Origin of the sequence: Alkalihalobacillus sp. R86527, assembly GCF_042466185.1 — a bacterium.
In the GTDB taxonomy this organism is placed as follows: Bacteria; Bacillota; Bacilli; order Bacillales; family Guptibacillaceae; genus Guptibacillus.
Genome location: NZ_JAXHBW010000001.1, coordinates 3533619 through 3556969, shown reverse-complemented (window position 1 = coordinate 3556969; position 23351 = coordinate 3533619). Strand labels below are relative to the sequence as shown.

The window sequence follows — 23351 nt, the reverse complement described above, 5'->3', positions numbered from 1 at the left end:
AAGAATTCTTACTACGTCGAATAAAGTTCGTGATAGAATTCAAAAGGGGTACCCGCTAGGGTGCAACCAAAATAAAATTTTAACTACGTCGATTTATCTTCTAAGCTAAAATTTAATCGGAGTCCCTTTAGGGGCAACCTATTCTCTTTTCTTAGATCGACCGTTAAAATAAATTTAAAAGAATGGCTCTGTAGCTCAGTCGGTAGAGCAGTGGACTGAAAATCCACGTGTCGGCGGTTCGATTCCGTCCGGAGCCACCATGTCGCCGGTCTAGCTCAATTGGTAGAGCAACTGACTTGTAATCAGTAGGTTGGGGGTTCAAGTCCTCTGGCCGGCACCATTTTTCCTAAAAAGGTATCAATTTCTATTGTTTTTATATATATTATATATTACAATGATAATTGTCTATTTGGAGGGGTAGCGAAGTGGCTAAACGCGGCGGACTGTAAATCCGCTCCCTCAGGGTTCGGCGGTTCGAATCCGTCCCCCTCCACCATTTATAGGGGTATAGTTTAAAGGTAGAACAGAGGTCTCCAAAACCTCCGGTGTGGGTTCGATTCCTACTACCCCTGCCAATTTATTTAAAAATTTTCTTTGTGGCGGTTGTGGCGAAGTGGTTAACGCACCGGATTGTGATTCCGGCATTCGTGGGTTCAATTCCCATCAGCCGCCCCATTCTTGGGCTATAGCCAAGCGGTAAGGCAACGGATTTTGATTCCGTCATGCGCTGGTTCGAATCCAGCTAGCCCAGCCATTTTTGTTGCGGAAGTAGTTCAGTGGTAGAACACCACCTTGCCAAGGTGGGGGTCGCGGGTTCGAATCCCGTCTTCCGCTCCATTTTTTTAAGGCGGCATAGCCAAGTGGTAAGGCACGGGTCTGCAAAACCCTTACGCCCCGGTTCAAATCCGGGTGCCGCCTCCAAATTTTATATTTTCACTTAAAAGTCCTGCCGGAGTGGCGGAATTGGCAGACGCACAGGACTTAAAATCCTGCGGAGGGTGTACCTCCGTGCCGGTTCGAGCCCGGCCTCCGGCACCATTTTCTTTCCGAAATTTAAAATTGTCTTTATGCCGGTGTGGCGGAATTGGCAGACGCGCACGACTCAAAATCGTGTTCCGCGAGGAGTGTCGGTTCGAACCCGACCACCGGTACCATTACATACTTTATACAAGAACGTTCAGGATTTCTACAGGGTAGAAGTCTTTTTTTATTGTCTAAAATCATTTGTACATTATTATGAGATATCCTTTTAATGATGGTAAGAACGAGGAAAGGGCGTATGGGATTATCCATTTGATGGTATGCCGTTCAACCTGGTATAGTTTCCCTCAGCTACTGATCAATCGACCAATCTACAATGAGCTTAAGATTATCCTCGTTCACTAAATGATGATACACTGAAAGTAAATCGTTTACTATGAAAGAGTGATAATAATGAGAGTAGAAATATGGTCTGATTTTGTGTGTCCTTTTTGTTATATTGGGAAACGACGCTTAGAGAATGCTCTTCAAACATTTCCACATCGTGATCAAGTTACAATAACCTATAGAAATTTTGAGCTTGATCCAAATGCTGAGAAATCTAGTGGGAAAAGTAAGGCTGAGTTGTTAGCTAGTAAGTATAACGTTAGTCTTGAACAAGCCGAGGGTATGTGTGAGAACATGAGACAACAGGCAGAAAATGAAAAGTTAACGTTTGATTTCAAGAATATGAAGCCTACTAATTCTTTCGATGCTCATCGCCTTCTCCAGTATGCCGCAAAACAGAATGTAATGGAGCAAATGACTGAGAGACTCTTCTATGCTTATTTTACAGAAACGAAAGACATCTCGGATCATGAGACACTTTGTGAGCTTGCTGAAGAGGTAGGGCTTAACACCACTGAAGTTAGCGCTATGCTCCATTCTGAAGAGTATGCAAAAGAAGTTCGTTATGATGAGTCACTTGGAAGCCAATTAGGCATTCAAGGAGTTCCGTTCTACGTCTTTGATGAGAAGTTTGCTGTTTCTGGTGCGCAATCTCCTGAGATGTTCCAACAGGCGCTAAATAAAGCATGGGATGAGAGTAAAGGGCTTGAAGTACTCAGTAGTGATGGAGATTCATGTGCGACTGATTCCTGTGATATCTAATTGAATGATAGCAAAAAAGCTCTCTTACTAAACGTGTAAGAGAGCTTCTTATTATTCTTCTGTCTTTTCTTCTTTAATCGTCTTATAAGCAGCGTCGAGATTTCGAATTCTCCGAATGATTTCGGAATTCTTATTAAGATTGTCGTAGATCATTGAAGAGACAACTGAACGATAATAACTGTTCATCGCTTCTAGTTTTGAGAAGACATCATTATTTTTCTTTATGTATTGTCTAAAATTCTCTTCAAAAAATGGTGTTGAAAAAGGTTCCATATGTTTGCTCCTTCCTACTAGATTAGATTGATTATCATATCATTGTAGATTCTATATTAATATATTGTAGACCAAATCTAAAGAAATTAATAATTTACTGTTGTTTTATTAATCAACTCTGTGTTATTCTAACTACATCAGCGAGGTTTGTAGAAAAACCTCGAATTATCACCATTTACCCAACGCAGTGTTTCGTTATTATTAACGAAGCGTTGCGTTTTTTTATGTTTACTCCTATTATTTGATCATTGTTAATCCGTAATCGAAGTTGCCCCCGTGTACTTGGTTAAACATTTCACCTGAGGCCTTCAAAAGCTTTTTGGCTTCCTCGGAAGAAAGGGAAGGTTGAATATAATATATCTGAATAGCATTTTGTGTTTTCTCAGTTACTGCAGTACGCATTGAGTCTACGATAGGACTACCAAAGGGACCTTTTTGATCCAAGGCTACAAGTTTGTTATTGAAGTTTACTTCTCTGCCATTCAATCCCTGATATGAAATCGATTCGTCACCAATACCCACCGTAATCGGTCCCACTAGCAGATCAAGGTCATAGATTCCAATAGGGATTTTATATTGTAACGAGAGTAGATTGTTAATATCAGCTGCAGAGTGAATAGATGGGAGATCTGATCCTTTCTTTAACCTTCGTAACAATGCTTCTGATGAAGGGCGATACCGAGAAGGATCGGCACCAAGGGTTTTGAAGACTGATCTCCACTCTTTCACTGCTGGGAAAGATGTTAATTCTGTGTCTTCTAGATCCATCATCATAGTTTCAAGGTAAAATTGATATCGGCCTCGCACCATTTGCGGTGAGTTTTCAACCACGATATCATGGTAAGTAATATATCCGATTTTAAAGTCGGGGATTGTTTCGGTAATAGATGTAGAGAGAAAAAGGGTATCCATGGTACATCTCTCCTTCGTGTTTATTTCCGTTCATTTTACCATATGCGATAATTTGAAGCTCAAAAGGAGGCTCACCTCATATGAAGAATCTGATCAAGCATTTACAACGTATAGATGGGAAAAGTTATAAAGCCTATAAAGACATAAGAGGGAGCTATGATTTTCAAAGTTATACTCTTTCGATTGATTATGTGCAAGGAGACCCTTTTGCAAGCCCCTCTAGAATGAGAGTGGTTATCCCTCGTGATAAAACAAATGTGAAAGGCGATTGGTTTGAGGGAGATCAAAGAAGGGTGCGTTTAGAGGATCTTATCGCAAGAAAAGTTGCGGAATCCATCTATCGACACAAAGGTAATATTAAAGGCTCAGGTAAAAGCGGCGCATTTATGATAGATGCACCTAAACAAAAGGTATTAGAGCGTACAGCAGTGTCAGTTAATGATAAAGGTATCACGATATGTTTATCACTAGGGTTACCAGCACAAGGGAGACGGGTGCTCGGGAGACAAGCAGAGCAAATGTTAGCTCACTATCTACCTGAGATTCTTAGTGGTTCAATCTTCTCTTTAAAAGAAGAAGAAGTTATAAAAGTCATTCACTTAGCGGATCAACAAGAATCCATCAGAGAGTATTTGAGAAATAAAGGGTATGTAGCTTTTATTGCAAACGGAGCTATCTTGCCACGAGAAAGCGGTATAAGCGATCGCCCCTTACAGAATAAAGCTGTTCCTTTTAAATCTCCATCAAATAAAGAAGTATCTATAGCTATTCCCCATAGAGAAGAACCGATTACTGGAATGGCGATTGAGAAAGGAATCTCTCTTATTGTAGGGGGCGGGTACCATGGGAAAAGTACCCTGTTGCATGCGATGGAGCATGGCGTTTATGATCATATTGCAGACGATGGCAGGGAATATGTCATAACGGATGAACTAGCTATGAAGATCCGTTCTGAAGATGGAAGAAAAGTTACGGGAGTTAATATCTCCCCGTTTATAGAGAACTTACCGTTTGGGAAAGATACCCGATCATTTTCTACAGAAAATGCTAGTGGAAGTACATCTCAAGCAGCGAATATAATTGAAGCAGTTGAAGCTGGCTCACATGCGTTATTAATCGATGAAGATACAAGTGCTACAAACTTTATGATTCGAGATGAACGGATGCAACAACTTGTTTCAAAAGATAAAGAACCGATCACCCCATTTATCGATCGCGTTCAACAATTATATAACCAACATGGTATTTCAACAGTGCTTGTTATGGGAGGATCCGGAGATTATTTCGACGTGGCCGATTCGGTGATTTTGATGGAGAACTATCTCCCCTACGATGTAACAAGTGAAGCAAAGGGAATATCTGAGCAATCCCCTTCTTCTCGAAGTAAAGAAGGTGGAGAGCTGTTCGGTGATGTGGACAGACGACTTCCGCATCGATCGAGTTTAAATAGTCAAAAGGGGAAAAAGTCGAAGGTTTCTGCAAAAGGACTCCACCATATTCTATATGGCAATACTGATATCTCACTTCTACAAGTTGAGCAACTGATCGATCCAAGTCAAACCCGTTTAGCAGCAGAAATTCTTCACTTTTTTGAAAGAAAGAACAAACTGGGAGATGCCTCAGTTTCTGAGCTATTGGATGTTGTAGAAAAGCAAATAAATGAGGAAGGATTAGGTTCATTCTCAGTGTTTGTCGATCAACACCCAGGTGATTTTGCTCGCATTCGAAGAACAGAATTGGCTGCAGTGATGAATAGACTTAGAACGTTGAAAATCATTTAATAAGAATAAATTTAATTTAGAAGGGAGGGGGTTACGATGGCAAACGCCCAGTTAAAGGAAGAGATTGTTGCATACAGTAAATCAATTGGAATAGATAAAATTGGTTTTGCTGCAGCTGATCCATTCAAATCGCTCAAAGAACGGTTAAAGCAACAACAGCAGCTAGGTTATCAATCAGGATTTGAAGAACCTGACCTTGAGAAACGGACAGAGCCTGAGTTACTGTTAAGTGGTGCGACTACGATTGTCTCAATCGCTATTGCTTATCCTTCAAAGTTGAAGGATAGCCCTAGAAGTAAGCGAGGAGAACGTAGAGGTCTATTTTGCAGAGCTTCCTGGGGCGTAGATTATCATCATGTTCTACGAGAAAAACTCTCCCTTCTTGAATCATTTATCAAAGCGAAAGTTCCAAGTGCAGAAACTAGTTCGATGGTTGATACAGGAGAATTATCTGACAGAGCTGTAGCAGAGCGAGCGGGGATTGGCTTTAGTGGTAAGAACACGATGACAATCACGGAAGAGTACGGTTCATGGGTTTACCTCGGAGAGATGATTACCAATGTGTTTCTAGAGCCCGATGAACCGGTAGAAGAAGGGTGCGGAGATTGCAATATTTGCGTTGATGCTTGTCCTACAGGAGCTTTAATTGAAGGTGGTCAGCTAAATGCTAGTAAATGCATTGCTTTCTTAACACAAACGAAAGGTTTTCTACCCGATCAATATCGATCGAAACTCGGAAACCGGCTTTATGGTTGCGATACTTGTCAGCTCGTATGCCCTAAAAATAAAGGAATTGATTTTCATAACCACCCTGAGCTTGAGCCGGATCCAGAAGTAGTTAAACCGAAGTTGATTCCACTCCTAACGATGAGTAATAGGGATTTTAAAGAAAAGTTTGGAAAAGCGGCGGGCTCATGGAGAGGAAAGAAGCCAATTCAACGCAATGCCATCTTGGCTTTAGCACACTACAAAGATGAAACTGCTGTCGATACATTGATCGAATTGATGCAAAATGACCCAAGACCAGTGATTAGAGGGACGTCTGCTTGGGCCCTTGGGAAGATTGGTGGAAGTAAGGCGTATGATGCTCTCATTAATGAGCAAATGAAAGAAAACGACCAGGAAGCAGCAAATGAGATTGAAAAAGGGCTGTCTATGCTCCAAAATAAGTCTTAATGCTGGTGGTCAAATAATATAATGTCTTGTAAGATAATGAAAAATGTTGAATAAAAGAAGGGATAGCATGGATAAACAAGTGATCAGTTATGGGGAGTTTCAATCACCAATTGGAACACTGACATTATTGGCAGGTTCTGAAGGAATCTACAGGCTTGATTTTGGAATTTCTGAAGATGTGCTACCCGCAGCTGAAGCATGGTTCAAGAAAAATCATGTGAAACCAGATTTCATTTTGAATTACGAAATCATTGACCCGATTATTGTTCAATTAGAAGAGTATTTCAATGGGAAAAGAAGGTTATTTGATCTTCAACTCTGTATGATAGGAACACCGTTTCAGAAGAAAGTTTGGAAAAGTCTCAATGCTATTCCGTACGGAGAGACACGCTCATATAAAGACGTCGCCGTAGATATTTCTGCTCCAAGGGCCGTGCGTGCGATTGGTTCTGCTAATAACCGGAATCCACTGCCTATAATTATTCCATGTCATCGTGTGATTGGAAGTAATGGTGCTCTCGTTGGGTATGGTGGGGGCATGGATAAGAAAGAATATCTGCTGTCCTTAGAACAACAGAAGGCACTTCACCCAGCGATATCATCATAATCATTTACTAGCTCGGAGTTCAATATGAACTTCCGGGCTTTTTATTTGGATTCGATCCTTTCCCTATGCACAAAGTGGCATGTGTTCCGACTCACTATCATAAAGTGCGAAGAGGGGGGAACGCAGATGGGGTGGGAAGAGCAGCTTAAGCCCTTTTGGGAGGAACAGGCTTCATACTTAATGAATGGGTCATCACGATCATTTAGAAGTAAAGGAAAACGTCCAGCTACCGAGGAAGAAGCTGTGACAAGGTTTATTAACAAATGTGATTCCAGAGATGCCACTGTTGTTAGAGTGCTCAATAAAGGTGTGCTTCTTGGTAAAAAGAAGCTTGCCAGAACACGTATTTATGATTATTACCTTCATCAGCAATATGTGATCAAACATGGGAAAAAGCTTTATCAAGAGGAACGTTTTGAAAAAAGACTCGCTGAGTTAATCGAAGGTGAGTTAATTCACGATCGTTCAATCGAGCAAGAGGGAGTACACTGTGATAATGCAACACGGGCAGGTAGGGGAAGTGAGCGGCTAAAAGGCTCGTATTATGATCGTTTATCTGCAGTTAAGTACGCCGAGAGCTGGTGGGATGATTATAATCCTGCTTACCCTATATTTGAAGGGGATTGCACGAACTATGTGTCCCAATGCTTACATGCTGGAAAAGCCCCTATGAGAGGCTATCCTGATCGGACGAGGGGATGGTGGGTCAAGAAAAACAGCTGGAGCTATTCATGGACAGTTGCTCATGCATTACGGTGGTATTTAAGTGGTTCAAAGAATGGTCTCAAAGCGAGAGAGGTTTATCAACCAGATGATTTAGTTCCTGGTGATGTGATTAGCTATGATTTTACAGGCGACGGAAATTGGCAGCACACAACAATTGTCGTAGATCAAGATGGTAAGGGACAGCCACTTGTTAATGGGCATAATACGAACTGCAGGATGCGATATTGGGATTATGAAGACTCTACTGCATGGACACCTAATATACAGTATAAATTTTTTCATATTGAAGATGACTAGCATATTCTTTCTCTCCGTGGAAAACATGCTATAATAGATATGTTTTGAAGCGGAGGTGAATCATTATGTCATTAAATATCGTTCTATTTCAGCCGGAGATTCCTGCAAATACAGGGAATATTGCTCGTACTTGTGCTGCTACGAATGTAAGTCTTCATCTTATCCGTCCTTTAGGGTTCTCTACAGATGATAAGATGCTTAAACGTGCAGGTCTAGATTACTGGAAATATGCTGACGTTCATTATTACGATTCTCTAGAAGTATTCTTTAATCAGAATGAGGGTGGAGAATTTTATTATATTACGAAGTATGGTACGAATACTCATACTGACTTCGATTATTCGGATGTTAGTCAAAATACGTTCTTTGTTTTTGGAAGAGAAACAGACGGTTTGCCAGATGAGTTGATTGAAAATAATAAGGAGCGCTGTCTACGTTTGCCTATGACAGACCACGTGCGTGCTCTTAACCTTTCAAATACAGCGGCAATCATGGTGTATGAAGCTCTTAGGCAACAAGGATATCCTAATATGAAATAAAAAAGAACGACCTTAGAGGTCGTTCTTTTTTATCGACTACCTTTTTTGGTTTTTTGAGGTCGATCATTGTAGCCAGCCGTAAAGATAGCTGCTAGAAAAGCAATAATTACTACTAAAATACCCAGGAAACTCATGGTTTCATCCTCCTCAGGTAAAATTATGTCCAAGTCTATCTCTGATTATAAACGATAGAGAAGTTGTTGTGAATGTTTTGAGGGTAATTCTATAGCGAAGAATGTATGAGTTGGAAAAATTGCTACATTCCTATACGATAGAAGGAGATGAAAAGGAGGCTTTTATTTATGTATGTTGTGATGAACGAACTTAAAGTACCTGATGAACACAAAGATGTAATGAAAGAGCGTTTCGGGAAAAGTGCCGAAAGCATGAAGAAGGTTGAAGGGTGTCTTGAATTCCTATTTCTTGAACAGTCTTCTGAGAATGGAAAGTTAATCGTGTTTACAAAATGGGAGAATGAAGAAGCATACCAAAATTGGATTCATTCTGATTCCTTCAAAAATGCTCATAAAGAAAAGCGCGAATCAAAAGAAAAATCTCCAGCATCAGGAAATGAACTAAGCGAATTCACAGTTGTCTACCATACTTAAAGAAAACCGGCTATGCCGGTTTTTTGTTTGAAGAGAAACCTGATGAATGTGTTCCCTATACCGTAGGAGTTTGAATACCACTTGCTTTCCTGTGGACGAACGCCCGAGCCTCCTCGCGGACAAAAAGACGTCCACTCTGAGTCTCGAACGCCCGTTTTCCACGGGAGTCAAGTGGTAGTCACTCCTACTAGGTTGTAATCAATCCAAGCAAACTTTCCGACTGATTATTATGAAGTTGTTCTTGGCTTTATTTCTGTAGAAGTTGTTTTTGTCTTATTTTCAAAACGACATATGAACGTTGATTGGAGCAGAAATCACTACCATATCCATACCGAATGGGATGAAGACTTTCTCGACAATCTGAAAACCGGCTATGCCGGTTTTTTGTTTGGAAAACAGAGTGTTGTAAGGAGAATTGATGTGCCTTTTTTACGTAAGAAAGAAAACAGAATGTTATAGGACATCCCCGCATACCATGTATTAAATCCGATGAATCAAATTTGGAGGGGGCTCGTAATGGATATCTTACGTAAAATCCAGCAGCATCGAGACGACGAGAGGCGGCTGAAGTGGGAAGGAACCTTTGGCGAGTACTTAGAAATTATCAGAGAACGACCTGAAGTAGCGCAGTCAGCACATTCACGCGTTTATAATATGATAAAAGATGCGGGTATCCACGATGTAGACGGCAAGAAAAGCTACAACTTCTTCGCTGAAGAACTATATGGTTTAGAAGAAGCAATCGAAAGGTTAGTTGAAGAATACTTTCACCCTGCTGCGAAGCGCTTAGATGTTAGAAAACGAATCTTGTTGTTGATGGGTCCAGTTAGTGGAGGTAAATCAACACTCGTTACAATCTTAAAACGTGGTTTGGAGAAATACTCTCATGAAGATTCTGGAGCGGTATACGCAATCAAAGGTTGTCCGATGCATGAAGACCCGTTACATTTAATCCCTCATCATTTACGAGATGAATTTTATAGGGAATATGGAATTAGAATCGAAGGAAGTTTATCGCCATTAAACCTCATGCGTTTAGAAGAAGAATACGGTGGAAGAATTGAAGAAGTCATGATTGAGAGAATCTTCTTCAATGAAGACAAACGTACGGGAATTGGAACATTCAGCCCTTCGGATCCTAAGTCTCAGGATATTGCGGATTTAACAGGTAGCATTGATTTCTCCACGATCGCTGAATTCGGATCTGAATCTGATCCAAGAGCATATCGTTTTGACGGTGAATTAAACAAAGCTAACCGAGGTATGATGGAGTTCCAGGAAATGTTGAAGTGTGATGAGAAGTTCTTATGGCATTTGCTTTCGTTAACTCAAGAAGGAAACTTCAAAGCTGGTCGTTTTGCTTTAATTTCAGCAGATGAATTAGTTGTAGCCCATACAAACGAAGCCGAGTATCGATCGTTTATTTCAAATAAAAAGAACGAAGCCCTTCATTCTCGTATTATCGTTATGCCTGTACCATATAACTTAAAGGTAAGTCAGGAAGAGCGTATTTACGAGAAAATGATTCGTGAAAGTGATGTTGCTGATGTTCATATCGCACCACATGCACTTCGTGTAGCAGCTATTTTCTCTATCCTTACAAGGTTAAAGGATTCCAAACGTCAGGGAGTAGATCTTGTTAAGAAGATGCGTCTATATGACGGTGAAATAGTAGAAGGGTTTAACCAAGTAGATGTGGATGAGATGCAGAAAGAGCATTCTGATGAAGGTATGAGCGGAATTGACCCACGTTATGTTATTAATAGAATATCTTCTACGATTATTCGAAAAGAAGTGCCTTCTATCAATGCACTCGATGTCCTTCGCTCTTTAAAGGACGGTCTGGATCAGCATGCTTCCATCTCGAAAGAAGACAAAGAGCGGTATATGAACTTTATCTCAGTTGCACGAAAAGAATACGATGAAATTGCAAAGAAAGAAGTTCAGAAGGCATTTGTGTACTCATATGAAGAGAGCGCGAAGACGCTAATGGATAATTATCTCGATAACGTTGAAGCATATTGTAATAAGAACAAGCTGCGTGATCCTCTTACTGGTGAAGAGATGAGCCCAGATGATAAGTTAATGCGTTCGATTGAAGAACAGATTGGTATTTCCGAGAATGCGAAGAAAGCTTTCCGTGAAGAAATATTGATACGAATTTCTGCATACGCAAGGAAAGGTAAGAAGTTCGATTACAATTCGCATGAGCGCTTGAGAGAAGCGATTCAGAAGAAATTGTTTGCCGATCTTAAAGATGTTGTCAAAATCACGACTTCTTCTAAAACACCAAATGAAAATCAATTAAAGAAAATCAATGATGTAATCGCTCGTTTAATTGATGAGCATGGGTACAATTCCATCTCTGCTAATGAACTATTGCGATACGTTGGAAGCTTATTGAATCGATAAGTAGTGAAGGAAGCATGCCTCTCTGGTGTGCTTTTTTTTATGAAGAGAGTCTAATTCATGAAAGGATTGTATATCCTATAGTGAAGAAAACCGAGTGCTTGTGCCTTTTTAGGATGAGTGATAGATTAGACGTAAAGACGTATTGAAAAGAGGTCTAACATGAAAAAGGAACGCAGTCCGCTTTGGGAGTGGCTAAAAGCATTTTCCATAGCCGTTGTCCTAGCGATTGTTATTCGTGAATTTATCATAACGAACTATGTTGTTCACGGAGAATCCATGATGCCTACAATCCAAGATGGGAACCGGTTGATTATTAATAAAATAGGCTATGAGGTTTCAGAACCACATCGATTTGATCTCGTAGTGTTTCATGCTAACGAGACTGAAGACTATATAAAAAGAGTGATCGGGCTTCCAGGTGATACACTTGAGTATAAAGATGACCAACTTTATATAAATGGAAAGAAGATGAAAGAACCGTACCTTACACCTTTCAAAGGGGAAGTCTTTAACGGCAATTTGACTGAGAACTTCAAACTTGAAGATAAAACTGAAGAAACAGTGGTTCCGGAGGGATATTTGTTCTTGATGGGTGACAATAGGCGTCATAGCTACGATAGTAGACATATAGGTCTCGTCCCAATCGATCAAGTAGTCGGTAAAGTGAACCTTCGTTACTGGCCAATTGAAGAATTTGATTTCACTTTTAAGAAATGAATTTTCAGGTTCCAAAATGTTAAAGCATGGGTAAAGTCTTCTTAAGGAGGTAATTCATTGTGTCAGAACGAAAAGATAAGCCAGAAAACAGTTCAATGGCAATGGATGAAAAAGAAATGAAAGAGCTCGGTAAAGAAATGGAAGAACTTGAAACGAATCAGGAATTAAAGGAGAACGGGCGCCGTCCAGATCCTGTACAAAGTGAAAAGCGTAAGAAAGAGTAGAAAAGCTTCATGAAAGAGTTGACAGACTGTCGAGAACATCTCGCCAGTCTTATTTTTTTGTTCCAATTGATTCTTACAGATAAACGGATCATGAGTAGCTTTTTCTTTAGGCAATGGATGATAAAAGGTTATTTAGGATGAATTTAATATACAATCTATCAATAGTTTTACAAATAGTCGGTTCCGACCTTGATTTGTCAGAATTAATTGTCAATTATCGCTTGTATTTGCATAGGATAAAGTATACTACCTTTTAGTTTCAGGGAGTCAAAATTAGTACTCTGCTTTTGAACAATCATCATGAGCGATCATCGATCATTGAATAAATATGCGATAGAAATCTTATTTTTTTTAAGGAGGGGAATATGGCATGAAAGACAGGAACACCAAAAACTTTGTTGTCTCTCAGGAGAATTGGTCCCTCCACCGAAAAGGCTATCAGGATCAAGTGCGACATTCCGAGAAGGTTCAAGATGCTATCAAAAATAATTTACCAGATCTTATCAGTGAGGAGAACATTATACTATCTAACGGTCGTGATGTAATTAAAATTCCAATTCGCTCTCTTGATGAATATAAAATTCGGTATAACTATGACAAATCGAAGCATGTTGGCCAGGGTGATGGGGATAGTCAAGTTGGGGATGTTGTAGCTCGTGATGGCTCAGGTGAGAAAAAACCTGGTGCCGGTACCGGTGAAGGAGCTGGAGATAAACCTGGTGACGATTATTATGAAGCCGAAGTATCTCTAATGGAGTTACAGGAAATTCTCTTCAAAGAATTAGAGCTGCCGAATCTTCGTGAAAAAGAGACAGCAGAAGTCGTGAAGAAAAAAGTTGAGTTTAATGATATTCGTAAAACAGGTTTGATGGGTAACATCGATAAGAAACGAACAATATTATCTGCATACAAACGAAATGCAATTGAAGGAAGACCTGGAATCGCACCAATTTATCAAGATGACCTTCGGTTTAAAACGTGGAATGAGGAAGTGAAACGAGAATCAAAAGCAGTTGTACTCGCTATGATGGATACGAGTGGATCGATGGGGAAATGGGAAAAATATATGGCGAGAAGCTTTTTCTTCTGGATGTCGCGATTTTTACGATCCAAATACGAAACAGTTGAAATTGAGTTTATTGCTCATCATACCGAAGCGAAAGTCGTCTCTGAAGACGATTTTTTTTCAAAAGGTGAAAGCGGTGGAACCATTTGTTCATCTGCATACCGTAAAGCTTTAGAACTAATAGATGAAAAGTACTCACCAGCTCGCTATAATATTTATCCATTTCATTTCTCAGACGGAGATAACCTTACTTCTGATAACGCCCGCTGTGTGAAACTTGTTAATCAGATCATGAAAGTATCGAATATGTTTGGTTATGGAGAAGTAAATGCCTATAACCGCCATTCAACGTTGATGAGTGCATATAAGAATATTCATGATCCAATGTTCAGGCATTATATATTGAAAGAGAAGAAAGATGTCTATCACGCGATGAAAAGCTTTTTTAAGAAAGAAGAAATCCATTCATAATGGTTCCCCTCTTAGAGGGGACCATTTTTTTGTTTTGTAAGCATGAAAAAAGAATGAAGCTTCATACTAAAAATAACAAATGAAAAATGGAGGATTGCTTATGAAGAGGACTTCCATAGCATTTCTTTCCTTCATCCTTATCCTATTCCAACCTTCAATTGTTGTAACTGCTGAAGTAAATGGTGCGGAGCTTCATTTCATTGATGTCGGACAGGCTGACAGTATTCTTGTACTTCAAGAGAACAAAGCGATGCTTATCGATGCAGGAGATAATAAGGATGGGGAAAAAGTTTCAAGCTATTTAAAAAGCCTCGGTATTAAAAGGCTGGATTATCTTATTGCGACGCATCCCCACCATGATCATATTGGGGGGATGGATCAAGTAGTAAATGAGTTCGAAATAGGTAAAATCATTATGCCAGATGTTTCATATCCCACTCGTCATTATCGCTCTTTAATGAAAGCTATCAAAAAGAAAGATATTCATGTAACCATCGCTGAAAGCGGTAAGAAAGCGAGGTTTGGAAAAGAGATTACGCTTCACTTTTTATCGCCATTACGACATGCAGAATATGAAGACTTTAATGATTACAGTGCAGTCGTTCAGTTAAAGCATCGTAATAATACGTTTTTACTCATGGGGGACGCAGGGGAGCAGGCAGAAAAGGAAATTCTTGCAGATGCGAAGAAAAGCTTGGCTTCGGATGTCATAAAAATTGGACACCATGGCGCTGATTCTGCTTCGAATAAACTGTTTATCCAAGCTGTAGCTCCTCAAGCTGCTGTTATCTCTGTAGGGAAAAACAATCCGTACCATTATCCAGACAAATCGGTTTTGAAAACATTAAGTACAATGAAGATCCCAATATTCCGAACGGATCAGCTTGGCACAGTTATCGCTAAGAGTGATGGTGATAAAATCGTTTTTCATACAGATGCAGCAAAACAAAAATAGGAAAAATAAATTACTCAAAATGAGCTCACACTACTCTTTGTAAGACCTTGTCTTTAGAGTCTCTACCATTTCTAGCCGGGAGGAATGTTTGTGCATAATAACCTGCAAGGCGTCATGTCCAGAAATGTCGTATCTGTTACACCAGAACAATCCGTTCAGGAAGCAGCAGCATTGATGAGTCAGCATAATATCGGTGCCCTTCCAGTAATGAAGAATGGGCAACTGTGTGGAATCATTACCGATAGAGATATAACGACGCGTTCAACTGCTAGCGGTAGAGCTAGCACTTCACAGGTTGGACAATGTATGTCTAACAACTGTGTGTCGGCAACTCCAAACATGACAGCAGATGAAGCAGCAGTATTAATGGCACAAAATCAAGTTCGTCGACTACCGGTAGTAGAAAACAATCAGGTAGTCGGAATGGTTTCGCTTGGAGATTTCGTAACAAAAACGCCGGACAAGCAGGAAGCTGGACCTGCACTATCCAGTATTTCTCAAAACGGTACAACTCGAGCGTAAAGGTAAAGAGGCTGACAAATGTCAGTCTCTTCTTATACTGAAAATACTTACCTCTATGATAAAATAATAACAAAGTAGGGTACATAGTAAGATAGGCAGTTAAGTGGAGGTAGATAAGATGTCTGAATTAGATGTTTCCAAATTCGAGAAGAAGATGGAATTAAGAGGGATCACACGACAAGATATCGACGAAATACTTGCGTTACAAAACGTATGTTTTCCAGGGATGGACCCATGGAAACGAGAGCACTTAGAAAGCCATCTAGATGTTTTTCCTGAAGGTCAATTCTGTGTTGAGTATGAAGGGAAAATAATTGGAACGTGCTCAAGTTTGATGGTGAACTTCGATGAGTACGATGACCAACATACATGGGATGACATTACTGACGAAGGGTATATCACAAACCATAATCCCGATGGTTATAACTTGTATGGGATAGAGGTTATGGTTCACCCAGAGTATAGACGTATGAAAATCGGTAAGCGTCTTTATGATGCTAGGAAAGATCTAGCACGAGAATTAAATGTGAAAAGTATTATCATTGGCGGACGCATTCCGAATTATCATAAATATGCTGATCAAATGAAACCAACAGAATACGTTGAGGAAGTTAAATTCCAAAATATTTATGATCCAGTGCTGACATTTCAATTAATGAATGGGTTTAATGTGATGCGTATCAACCCAAATTACTTACCTGATGATAAAGCTTCTAGAAGGTATGCAACATTGATGGAATGGAATAACGTCGAGTACAAAGCGAAAACAAGGAGACATTTCAGGTCGTCTTTCCCTGTACGGATCTGTGCGATTCAATATGCTATGAAGAAGATCACTTCTTTTGAAGAATTTGCAAACCAGGTTGAGTATTACGTAGATGTAGCGGCTGATTTTGGATCTGATTTCGCTGTTTTTCCTGAGATCTTTACCACTCAGCTCATGTCATTTATGGATGAAGATATTCCGAGTAAGGCTGTAAGGCGTCTAACGGAATATACGGAACCATACATCGAGCTATTTACAGATCTTGCAGTTAAGTACAACGTTAATATTATCGGTGGTTCTCATTTTGTATTAGAAGATGAGAAGATCTATAATATTGCATATCTTTTCAGAAGAGATGGAACGATTGAGAAACAATATAAAATACATGTTACGCCAAACGAACGACGCTGGTGGGGGATACATGGTTCGGATGGAATCGAAGTATTCGATACGGATTGTGGGAAGATAGCGATCCAAATTTGTTATGATATTGAATTCCCGGAGCTAGGTCGTATTGCGACTGACAAAGGTGCTAACATCATTTTTACACCATTCTGTACAGATGATCGTCAAGGTTACTTAAGAGTACGTTATTGTGCTCAGGCAAGAGCAGTAGAAAATCAAATCTATACCGTTATTGCTGGAACAATTGGAAACCTTTCGCAGGTTGAGAATATGGATGTTCAATATGCACAATCAGGCATCTTTACACCTTCTGATTTCGCATTCTCAAGAGATGGAATCGTTGGAGAATGCCATCCTAACATTGAAACAGTTGTTGTTGGAGATGTTGACCTTGAAATATTAAGAAGGCAACGACAATCTGGAACGGTACGTCAATTACGAGATAGAAGAAAAGATTTATATGAAATCCATTATAAGAAGTAGGCCATTCGTGGCTTTCTTCTTTTTTTTGTGTGCCATTCATATTTTTATTGGAATTCGTTGGAATTCATATTAAGATTAGCACTAAGAGCATTGAATTCTTCTTGTGCATGGAAGGGATTTTGCTCTAAACATAGAAAGACACATATATGCAAAACAAGCTAGACACAACACAGGAGGCAGAAATGAACTGGAAAAACGAATACAAACGATGGACATCAGCAACTGAACTTGATGAGGAATTAAAACGCGACCTTACAATGCTTGAAGGTGATGAGAAATCACTTGAAGATGCATTTTATAAGAACCTAGAATTCGGTACAGGTGGAATGCGTGGAGAAATCGGTCCCGGTGTTAACAGAATGAATATTTACACTGTAAGGAAAGCTTCAGAAGGTCTCGCACAATACATATTAGCCAATGGCGAAGATGCAAAGAAGCACGGGGTAGCAATCGCTTACGATTCTCGTCATAAGTCTCCAGAGTTTGCTATGGAATCTGCAAAAGCTTTGGCTAGTCATGGTATTCAAACGTATGTGTTTGAAGAACTAAGACCTACACCAGAGCTTTCATTCGCTGTAAGGAAATTGAATGCTTATGCAGGAATCGTTATTACAGCAAGTCATAACCCTCCTGAGTATAACGGGTACAAAGTGTATGGAGAAGACGGCGGACAACTACCTCCTAAAGTAGCTGCAGAAGTAATCTCTTACGTAAACGGTGTGGAGAACGAGTTAGAAGTTAATGTTTCTTCAGAAGAAGAACTGAAAAGCCAGGGGCTCATCAAGATGATTGGTTCTGATATTGACGCACAATACATTGAACAGCTGAAGACACTTCGCGTTAATAAGCCTCTCTTAGAAGAGATGGGAGATCAATTAAAAATCGTATTCACCCCGCTTCATGGAACGGCTAACCATCCTGTTCGAGAAGGACTAAAAGCTTATGGGTTTAAGCATGTAACAGTAGTAGAGGAGCAAGAACTTCCTGATCCAAACTTCTCTACAGTTTCATCCCCAAATCCTGAAGAGCATGCTGCATTTGAACTTGCTATACAATATGGAGAGAAGGAAGATGCTGACGTTCTACTTGCTACGGATCCAGATGCAGACCGAGTTGGGGTTGCGGTTAAAAATCAAGAAGGTCAATATGTCGTCCTTACAGGAAATCAAACCGGTGCACTCCTGTTGGATTACATCATTACTCAGATGAAGGAAAAAGGTGAACTTCCTGAAAACGGTGCAGTTCTTAAGACAATCGTAACTTCTGAAATTGGTCGCAGAATTGCAGAAGATAACGGTCTTACATCCTATGACACTCTTACAGGCTTTAAATTTATAGGTGAGAGAATTAAAGAATTTGAAACAACTGGACAACACACATTCTTGTTTGGGTATGAAGAAAGTTACGGCTATTTGATCGGAGACTTTGTCCGTGATAAAGATGCTGTACAAGCATGTCTTGTCGCAGCTGAAGTAGCGGCTTATTACAAATCAAAAGGTATGACGCTATATGAAGGATTATTAGAAGTTTTTGAACAGTATGGTTACTATCAGGAAGGACTTGAGTCACTAACATTGAAAGGTAAGGAAGGTGCGGAGAAAATTGAAGCACTCCTCACTCAATTCCGTGAAGAGCCACCAGTAGAAGCTGCAGAATTAAAAGTTACAATTGTTGAAGATTATCAAACGAGTACAAGAACTTATATGAAGGATAATCATAACGAAACAATTGAACTACCGCAATCAAATGTGTTGAAATACAAGCTTGAGGATGGTTCTTGGTTCTGTTTACGTCCATCAGGAACTGAACCAAAAGTTAAATTTTATTTCGGAGTGAATAGTTCAAGTCTCGAAGATAGTCAGAAGAAGCTTGATCTGCTCAGGGAGTCAGTAATGTCAAAAGTTAAAGAACGCGTTGAAGCGTAACATAAAACCAGGACTAATTAAGTCCTGGTTTTCCCATGTAGATCCTTGAAAAACAAAAGAAAACCGGCTATGATAGCCGGTTTTCTATTATTGATGAAGGTGTTGTTTGTTTAGTTGTGCCTCGTATTCAGCTTTGTTCATTCGAATAAGCTTAAATACTTTATCTTTCGTGTCATTATCCAATTTCTCCAGAATTTTACCTGCTTTGTACTCATTTGAAGTAACAATTCTTCTGTAAATCTTAGATAATCGTTTATCATCTTCGGATAACTCCAAAAGGTCCTGCCTCCTTTTAATTAAATAACCCTTTTTCCTATCCTTAAATTAAGATTTATTTTACAATATATGAAGAGAAGGCGCAAGTGTTTAATCTTTTATGAAAAAGTATAAGCTTTAATAATATATGATAATAAATGGAAAGGGGTGCGGAGTATGGAATATACGAACGAGATGAAAAATCGTCTTAAAAGAGTTGAAGGGCAAATTCGAGGAGTTTTACGGATGTTGGAGGAAGAAAAAGATTGTAAAGATGTTATAACCCAACTATCTGCTAGCAGAACGGCAATTGATCGTACGATCGGTCTTATTGTAGGTTCTAACCTTGAGGAGTGCATTCGAACCCAGCTCGATAAAGGTGAATCTACTGAAGAAGTCGTGAAAGAAGCTGTGAATCTTCTAGTGAAAAGCCGTTAGTCATATTAATCGCATCTTATATTTTCACTACACTAAGGAGCTAGATTCTCAGTGCAAATAGGAAAAATAAATCTTTCAGAACAACTCGTTTGGGTGGGGATATGCGTAGCGATTGCACTGCTTTCTATTTATTTGGTTGGTAAGTTTCTGAAGTTATCAACCAATGCCGCTGATTTAGCGTTTGAAACAGTCGTTGCCTTTATCCTATTTTGGAAAGGTAGTCTCCTCATATTGAGTCCGCTGCTCGTTTTCAATTCTCCACTGTCACTGTTGTATTTTACAGGTGGGCATCCTGGCTTTATTCTCGCTCTTCTTTTTACTATAATCTATTTCCATTGGAAGCTAAGCAACTATCAAAATCATAAGAATCAAATCTTTCTACTTAGTTTTGGACTAGTAATCGGAACATTTTTTTATGAGATCGTGCAGTTTGCTGAAGAAGGGTCATTGGGAATCCTGCTTTTATTACTAGCGATGCTTCTTTTAATGGTGTATTGGAAATCCTATAATTGGCGATTCCTCGATGTACTGTTGGGGGGCAGTATCTTGTTATTCATTATCGGTATGATGCGACAAGAATATATGCTGGAAACGTCTAAGCTACAATGGCTATATTTATTTGTAGCAATCTACATTGTTTGGATTCAATATGGTGTCTATAGGAGGAGAATGAGATGAAGCGTTTGATTCCAGGTATGGTCGTAGTAGCTTGCTTAGCTATTTATGCTGTTGTATCAATCTTCATAGATCATCCAGTGACGAAACCCCAAAAGGATACTAGCCAAGAGGTGTCAGCACAAGTTGAGGAAGGCATTCAAAACGGTAACCTCGCCCCAGACTTTTCGTTAGAAACCCTTTCTGGTGATAAAGTGAAGCTTTCTGATTATAGAGGTAAAGTTGTATTTTTGAACTTCTGGGCTACATGGTGTCCTCCTTGTAAGGCTGAAATGCCTCATATGCAAGACTTCTATGAAGAAAATTCTGATCAAGTAGAGATTGTAGCGGTCAATATTACTTCGAATGATTCCGTTGCATCTGTTGAAGAGTTCGTGAAGCAATATCATCTTACCTTTCCTGTTCTTTTAGATCTCGAAGGAGAACAATCAGAAAAATTTGCAACAATTACCATTCCGACCACCTATATCATTGACAAAAATGGTATAATTAAGCAAAGATTGGTAGGACCTATGAGTAAAGACAGTATGGAAGAGCTGGTATCCTCAGTGAAATAAAAGGTACCAGCTTATTTTTAGGCAAATCGTTCGTTGGAGTGTTCGTTTTATTGAATGGTGATTTTCATTGTAGCAATAGGGGGAGATCAGGTGACGAATTTTCTATTTGGAATGATATTGTTCATTATTTTAGGGATGATTCAGTACAGTTGGTTCTACGAACCCGCACATGGACCAGTGATTGAATTTAATTCAAAGTGGTCTTATATCGGTACGTCGATCCTTTTAGGGTTACTAGTTGGCTATCTTGTAACTAGTGGCCTCACGCAGTTATATAATTGAATACTATAAAAAGCGAAAAGCTGCTGAGCATCCAGCAGCTTTTTGTGATTTTTGACCACTTAGTCTTGGATTTCCTTGCCTCTAATCATGAACTGGTTTGTCCTCACATACATATTAATAAGCAATATTTTAGGAGGGAAGGAAATGAGCGCTGAGAAAGAGATTTTTAATGCTATCGAAGAAATTACTGAAATAGCCAAGGGGTTCGGCCTTGATTTCTATCCAATGCGTTATGAAATCTGCCCGGCAGATATTATTTATACGTTCGGGGCATATGGGATGCCAACAAGATTTTCCCACTGGAGTTTTGGGAAACAGTTTCATAAGATGAAGCTGCAGTATGATTTAGGATTAAGCAAAATTTATGAGTTAGTTATTAATTCAGATCCCTGCTATGCGTTTCTGTTAGATACAAATACTCTTATTCAAAATAAGTTGATTATTGCTCACGTTCTTGCACACTGTGATTTCTTTAAAAACAACATTCGCTTTTCCAATACCCGACGCGATATGGTTGAAAGCATGACCGCGACGGCAGAACGAATCGCTAATTATGAACATCAGTATGGAAAAGAGGAAGTGGAGAATTTCCTCGATGCTGTGCTTTCGATACAAGAGCATATCGACCCGTCTATTATGCGTCCGAAATTATCTTATAATTTGAACGAAGAAGAGGAAGTAGAAAAAGTCCGAAGAGATGATTCACCATATAACGATTTATGGTCCTTAGATGAAAACGATACAAAGGACGAGCCGCGGCCAAAACAAAGAAAACAGTTTCCACCACACCCTGAAAAAGACTTATTATTGTTCATTCAAGAATACAGTAACGAGCTTGAGGATTGGCAACGTGACATTATGACAATGATGAGAGAAGAAATGCTATATTTCTGGCCACAGCTTGAAACGAAAATTATGAATGAAGGTTGGGCGAGTTACTGGCATCAGCGAATTTTACGAGAGATGGACTTAACAACAGAAGAATCAATTGAATTTGCTTCACTAAATGCGAATGTTGTTCAGCCTTCAAGAACAAGAATAAATCCATATTATTTAGGATTGAAGATTTTTGAAAATATTGAAGAAGTTCATGATAATCCGACTGAGGATATGATAAGAAGAGGCGTGAAACCGGGTAGTGGAAGAGAGAAGATGTTTGAAGTTCGAGAAGTAGAGGCAGATATTTCTTTTATCAGAAATTACTTGACCAAAGATCTCGTTTATAGAGAAGACTTATACTTATTTCAGAAAAAGGGTCGAGATTATAAAATTGTTGATAAGGAATGGGAAATGATTCGTGACCAGCTCGTGACGATGAGAGTAAACGGTGGGTTTCCATACTTAACAGTCGTCGATGGGGATTATATGAGGGCTGGAGAAATGTATGTGAAGCACTCTTTTGAAGATACTGAGCTTGATCTTCAATATTTGGAACGCGTTCTTCCTTACATTCATCAAGTGTGGGGTCGTCCTGTTCATATGGAAACAAGGGTAGAAGAAAAAGAAGTTGTATTTTCTTATGACGGAAAGAAGATGCACCGTAGGTATTTATAGATGACCGGTAATATTTCCTTAGGAGCACATTTTCCAGACTTCTGGACATATGTATTGTTCGTGGTCTCTGCGGGTGTGTTAGGAGGTTTAGGAAATATTCTCTTGTCAGGTGAATTTAGATTATGGCGTAAAGTGAAAAGCGAAGATCATCAGGGCGTTTACTATAGTATTGGTTCCTTAAAGGAACCATTAATAGGTGGTATCGGTGCTTTATTAGTAACGCTCATGTTCTTCGAGACGTACAAGAATGTAGAAAATGTCTTATACCTTTCTATTCTTACTGGGTTTGGAAGCAGTGCTTTTCTGAAGCGCTACATCGATGGCAAGATCGATTTGATTCAACAGCAAAGCACAGCCCTTTTACAAACAGAAAACTTGCAGTACTATGAAGAAAGTAATAGTACAGGTGATACAGGTGTTAAAGGGATAATGACGACAAATGGACCGCTACCGGTTTATTTAACAAAGGACGAAATGCAACGGTTGTTAGCGTTGCAGTCAAGATTGGGCGATGCGATCAGCCATAAAGAAGCAAAGGTCTATCAGTTTGAAATGAAAGCGTTAATTAATAGAGGGAAACAGCGAGCTTTTTAGA

At 39.4% G+C, this 23351-nt stretch carries 24 protein-coding genes and 10 tRNA genes; 31 read left to right on the top strand and 3 right to left on the bottom strand.

Features of this window, described 5'->3' with window-relative positions:
- The first annotated feature begins 184 nt into the window (after positions 1–184).
- From SJY16_RS18585 to SJY16_RS18535, 11 genes are all read left to right on the top strand, one after another.
- Positions 185–260 (top strand) — tRNA-Phe (locus tag SJY16_RS18585).
- A gap of 4 nt (positions 261–264) precedes the next feature.
- Positions 265–340 (top strand) — tRNA-Thr (locus SJY16_RS18580).
- A 71-nt stretch (positions 341–411) separates the two neighbouring features.
- Positions 412–496 (top strand) — tRNA-Tyr (locus tag SJY16_RS18575).
- Positions 497–501: 5 nt separating this feature from the next.
- Positions 502–575 (top strand) — tRNA-Trp (locus tag SJY16_RS18570).
- Positions 576–599: 24 nt separating this feature from the next.
- Positions 600–675, top strand: a tRNA-His gene (locus SJY16_RS18565).
- A gap of 4 nt (positions 676–679) precedes the next feature.
- Positions 680–754 (top strand) — tRNA-Gln (locus SJY16_RS18560).
- A gap of 8 nt (positions 755–762) precedes the next feature.
- Positions 763–837 (top strand) — tRNA-Gly (locus SJY16_RS18555).
- A 9-nt stretch (positions 838–846) separates the two neighbouring features.
- A tRNA-Cys gene (locus SJY16_RS18550) sits at positions 847–921 on the top strand.
- A 27-nt stretch (positions 922–948) separates the two neighbouring features.
- A tRNA-Leu gene (locus SJY16_RS18545) sits at positions 949–1038 on the top strand.
- A 31-nt stretch (positions 1039–1069) separates the two neighbouring features.
- Positions 1070–1154, top strand: a tRNA-Leu gene (locus SJY16_RS18540).
- A 280-nt stretch (positions 1155–1434) separates the two neighbouring features.
- Positions 1435–2130, top strand: a complete 696-nt coding sequence (locus tag SJY16_RS18535; protein ID WP_377891514.1) for a DsbA family oxidoreductase — start codon at positions 1435–1437, stop codon at positions 2128–2130.
- A 51-nt stretch (positions 2131–2181) separates the two neighbouring features.
- Here SJY16_RS18535 and yvfG read toward each other — a convergent pair whose 3' ends face one another.
- Together yvfG and SJY16_RS18525 are read right to left on the bottom strand one after the other, a co-directional pair.
- The gene (yvfG, locus tag SJY16_RS18530; protein WP_377891512.1) at positions 2182–2403 is read right to left on the bottom strand and encodes a protein YvfG; all 222 of its coding nucleotides are present in this window, start codon (positions 2401–2403) and stop codon (positions 2182–2184) included.
- Between the two features lie 237 nt (positions 2404–2640).
- Positions 2641–3315: a B3/B4 domain-containing protein gene (locus SJY16_RS18525; RefSeq protein WP_377891511.1), complete on the bottom strand. Its 675-nt coding sequence runs from the start codon at positions 3313–3315 to the stop codon at positions 2641–2643.
- Positions 3316–3395: 80 nt separating this feature from the next.
- Here SJY16_RS18525 and SJY16_RS18520 point away from each other — a divergent pair, with 80 nt between their 5' ends.
- The 14 genes from SJY16_RS18520 (at position 3396) to SJY16_RS18455 (ending at position 18995) form a co-directional block, all read left to right on the top strand.
- Positions 3396–5096, top strand: coding sequence for an ABC-ATPase domain-containing protein (locus SJY16_RS18520; protein WP_377891509.1), 1701 nt, complete (start codon positions 3396–3398; stop codon positions 5094–5096).
- Between the two features lie 36 nt (positions 5097–5132).
- Positions 5133–6272, top strand: a complete 1140-nt coding sequence (queG, locus tag SJY16_RS18515) for a tRNA epoxyqueuosine(34) reductase QueG (protein WP_377891507.1) — start codon at positions 5133–5135, stop codon at positions 6270–6272.
- Positions 6273–6339: 67 nt separating this feature from the next.
- The gene (locus SJY16_RS18510) at positions 6340–6879 is read left to right on the top strand and encodes a methylated-DNA--[protein]-cysteine S-methyltransferase (RefSeq protein WP_377891505.1); all 540 of its coding nucleotides are present in this window, start codon (positions 6340–6342) and stop codon (positions 6877–6879) included.
- Between the two features lie 126 nt (positions 6880–7005).
- Complete coding sequence (locus SJY16_RS18505; RefSeq protein WP_377891503.1) at positions 7006–7902, top strand: amidase domain-containing protein; 897 nt, start codon at positions 7006–7008, stop codon at positions 7900–7902.
- 65 nt (positions 7903–7967) lie between these two features.
- Complete coding sequence (gene trmL, locus SJY16_RS18500; RefSeq protein WP_377891501.1) at positions 7968–8441, top strand: tRNA (uridine(34)/cytosine(34)/5-carboxymethylaminomethyluridine(34)-2'-O)-methyltransferase TrmL; 474 nt, start codon at positions 7968–7970, stop codon at positions 8439–8441.
- 302 nt (positions 8442–8743) lie between these two features.
- Positions 8744–9049 (top strand): antibiotic biosynthesis monooxygenase family protein, encoded by a 306-nt coding sequence (locus tag SJY16_RS18495; RefSeq protein WP_224884839.1) that lies wholly within the window; start codon positions 8744–8746, stop codon positions 9047–9049.
- A 516-nt stretch (positions 9050–9565) separates the two neighbouring features.
- Entirely contained in the window at positions 9566–11461 is a 1896-nt protein-coding gene (locus SJY16_RS18490; RefSeq protein ID WP_377891500.1) for a PrkA family serine protein kinase, read from the top strand.
- A gap of 159 nt (positions 11462–11620) precedes the next feature.
- Complete coding sequence (gene lepB, locus SJY16_RS18485) at positions 11621–12178, top strand: signal peptidase I (protein ID WP_377891498.1); 558 nt, start codon at positions 11621–11623, stop codon at positions 12176–12178.
- 59 nt (positions 12179–12237) lie between these two features.
- A complete protein-coding gene (locus SJY16_RS18480) occupies positions 12238–12402 on the top strand; it encodes a hypothetical protein (RefSeq protein WP_377891497.1) in 165 nt (54 codons plus the stop codon).
- Between the two features lie 370 nt (positions 12403–12772).
- Complete coding sequence (yhbH, locus tag SJY16_RS18475; protein ID WP_377891495.1) at positions 12773–13939, top strand: sporulation protein YhbH; 1167 nt, start codon at positions 12773–12775, stop codon at positions 13937–13939.
- Positions 13940–14039: 100 nt separating this feature from the next.
- Positions 14040–14894 (top strand): ComEC/Rec2 family competence protein, encoded by an 855-nt coding sequence (locus SJY16_RS18470; protein WP_377891494.1) that lies wholly within the window; start codon positions 14040–14042, stop codon positions 14892–14894.
- Positions 14895–14978: 84 nt separating this feature from the next.
- On the top strand, positions 14979–15416 hold the full coding sequence (locus SJY16_RS18465) for a CBS domain-containing protein (protein WP_377891492.1): 438 nt from the start codon (positions 14979–14981) through the stop codon (positions 15414–15416).
- A gap of 118 nt (positions 15417–15534) precedes the next feature.
- Complete coding sequence (locus tag SJY16_RS18460; protein ID WP_377891490.1) at positions 15535–17070, top strand: GNAT family N-acetyltransferase; 1536 nt, start codon at positions 15535–15537, stop codon at positions 17068–17070.
- Between the two features lie 182 nt (positions 17071–17252).
- Positions 17253–18995, top strand: coding sequence for a phospho-sugar mutase (locus tag SJY16_RS18455; protein ID WP_377891488.1), 1743 nt, complete (start codon positions 17253–17255; stop codon positions 18993–18995).
- A gap of 87 nt (positions 18996–19082) precedes the next feature.
- Here SJY16_RS18455 and SJY16_RS18450 read toward each other — a convergent pair whose 3' ends face one another.
- A complete protein-coding gene (locus tag SJY16_RS18450; protein WP_377891486.1) occupies positions 19083–19271 on the bottom strand; it encodes a hypothetical protein in 189 nt (62 codons plus the stop codon).
- Positions 19272–19427: 156 nt separating this feature from the next.
- On the opposite strand from SJY16_RS18450, the gene SJY16_RS18445 reads away from it, so the two are divergent.
- The 6 genes from SJY16_RS18445 to SJY16_RS18415 all read left to right on the top strand — a co-directional run bounded on the left by SJY16_RS18445 (position 19428) and on the right by SJY16_RS18415 (position 23350).
- A complete protein-coding gene (locus tag SJY16_RS18445; RefSeq protein ID WP_377891485.1) occupies positions 19428–19688 on the top strand; it encodes a metal-sensitive transcriptional regulator in 261 nt (86 codons plus the stop codon).
- 51 nt (positions 19689–19739) lie between these two features.
- On the top strand, positions 19740–20366 hold the full coding sequence (locus SJY16_RS18440; RefSeq protein WP_377891483.1) for a hypothetical protein: 627 nt from the start codon (positions 19740–19742) through the stop codon (positions 20364–20366).
- The gene (locus SJY16_RS18435; protein ID WP_377891481.1) at positions 20363–20920 is read left to right on the top strand and encodes a redoxin domain-containing protein; all 558 of its coding nucleotides are present in this window, start codon (positions 20363–20365) and stop codon (positions 20918–20920) included. The genes SJY16_RS18440 and SJY16_RS18435 overlap by 4 nt, the downstream gene beginning before the upstream one ends.
- 90 nt (positions 20921–21010) lie before the next feature.
- On the top strand, positions 21011–21202 hold the full coding sequence (locus tag SJY16_RS18430; RefSeq protein ID WP_377891479.1) for a hypothetical protein: 192 nt from the start codon (positions 21011–21013) through the stop codon (positions 21200–21202).
- Positions 21203–21346: 144 nt separating this feature from the next.
- The gene (locus SJY16_RS18425; protein ID WP_483860835.1) at positions 21347–22756 is read left to right on the top strand and encodes a SpoVR family protein; all 1410 of its coding nucleotides are present in this window, start codon (positions 21347–21349) and stop codon (positions 22754–22756) included.
- A complete protein-coding gene (locus SJY16_RS18415; protein WP_377891478.1) occupies positions 22757–23350 on the top strand; it encodes a hypothetical protein in 594 nt (197 codons plus the stop codon). It abuts the gene before it with no gap.
- Position 23351: the final 1 nt, after the last annotated feature.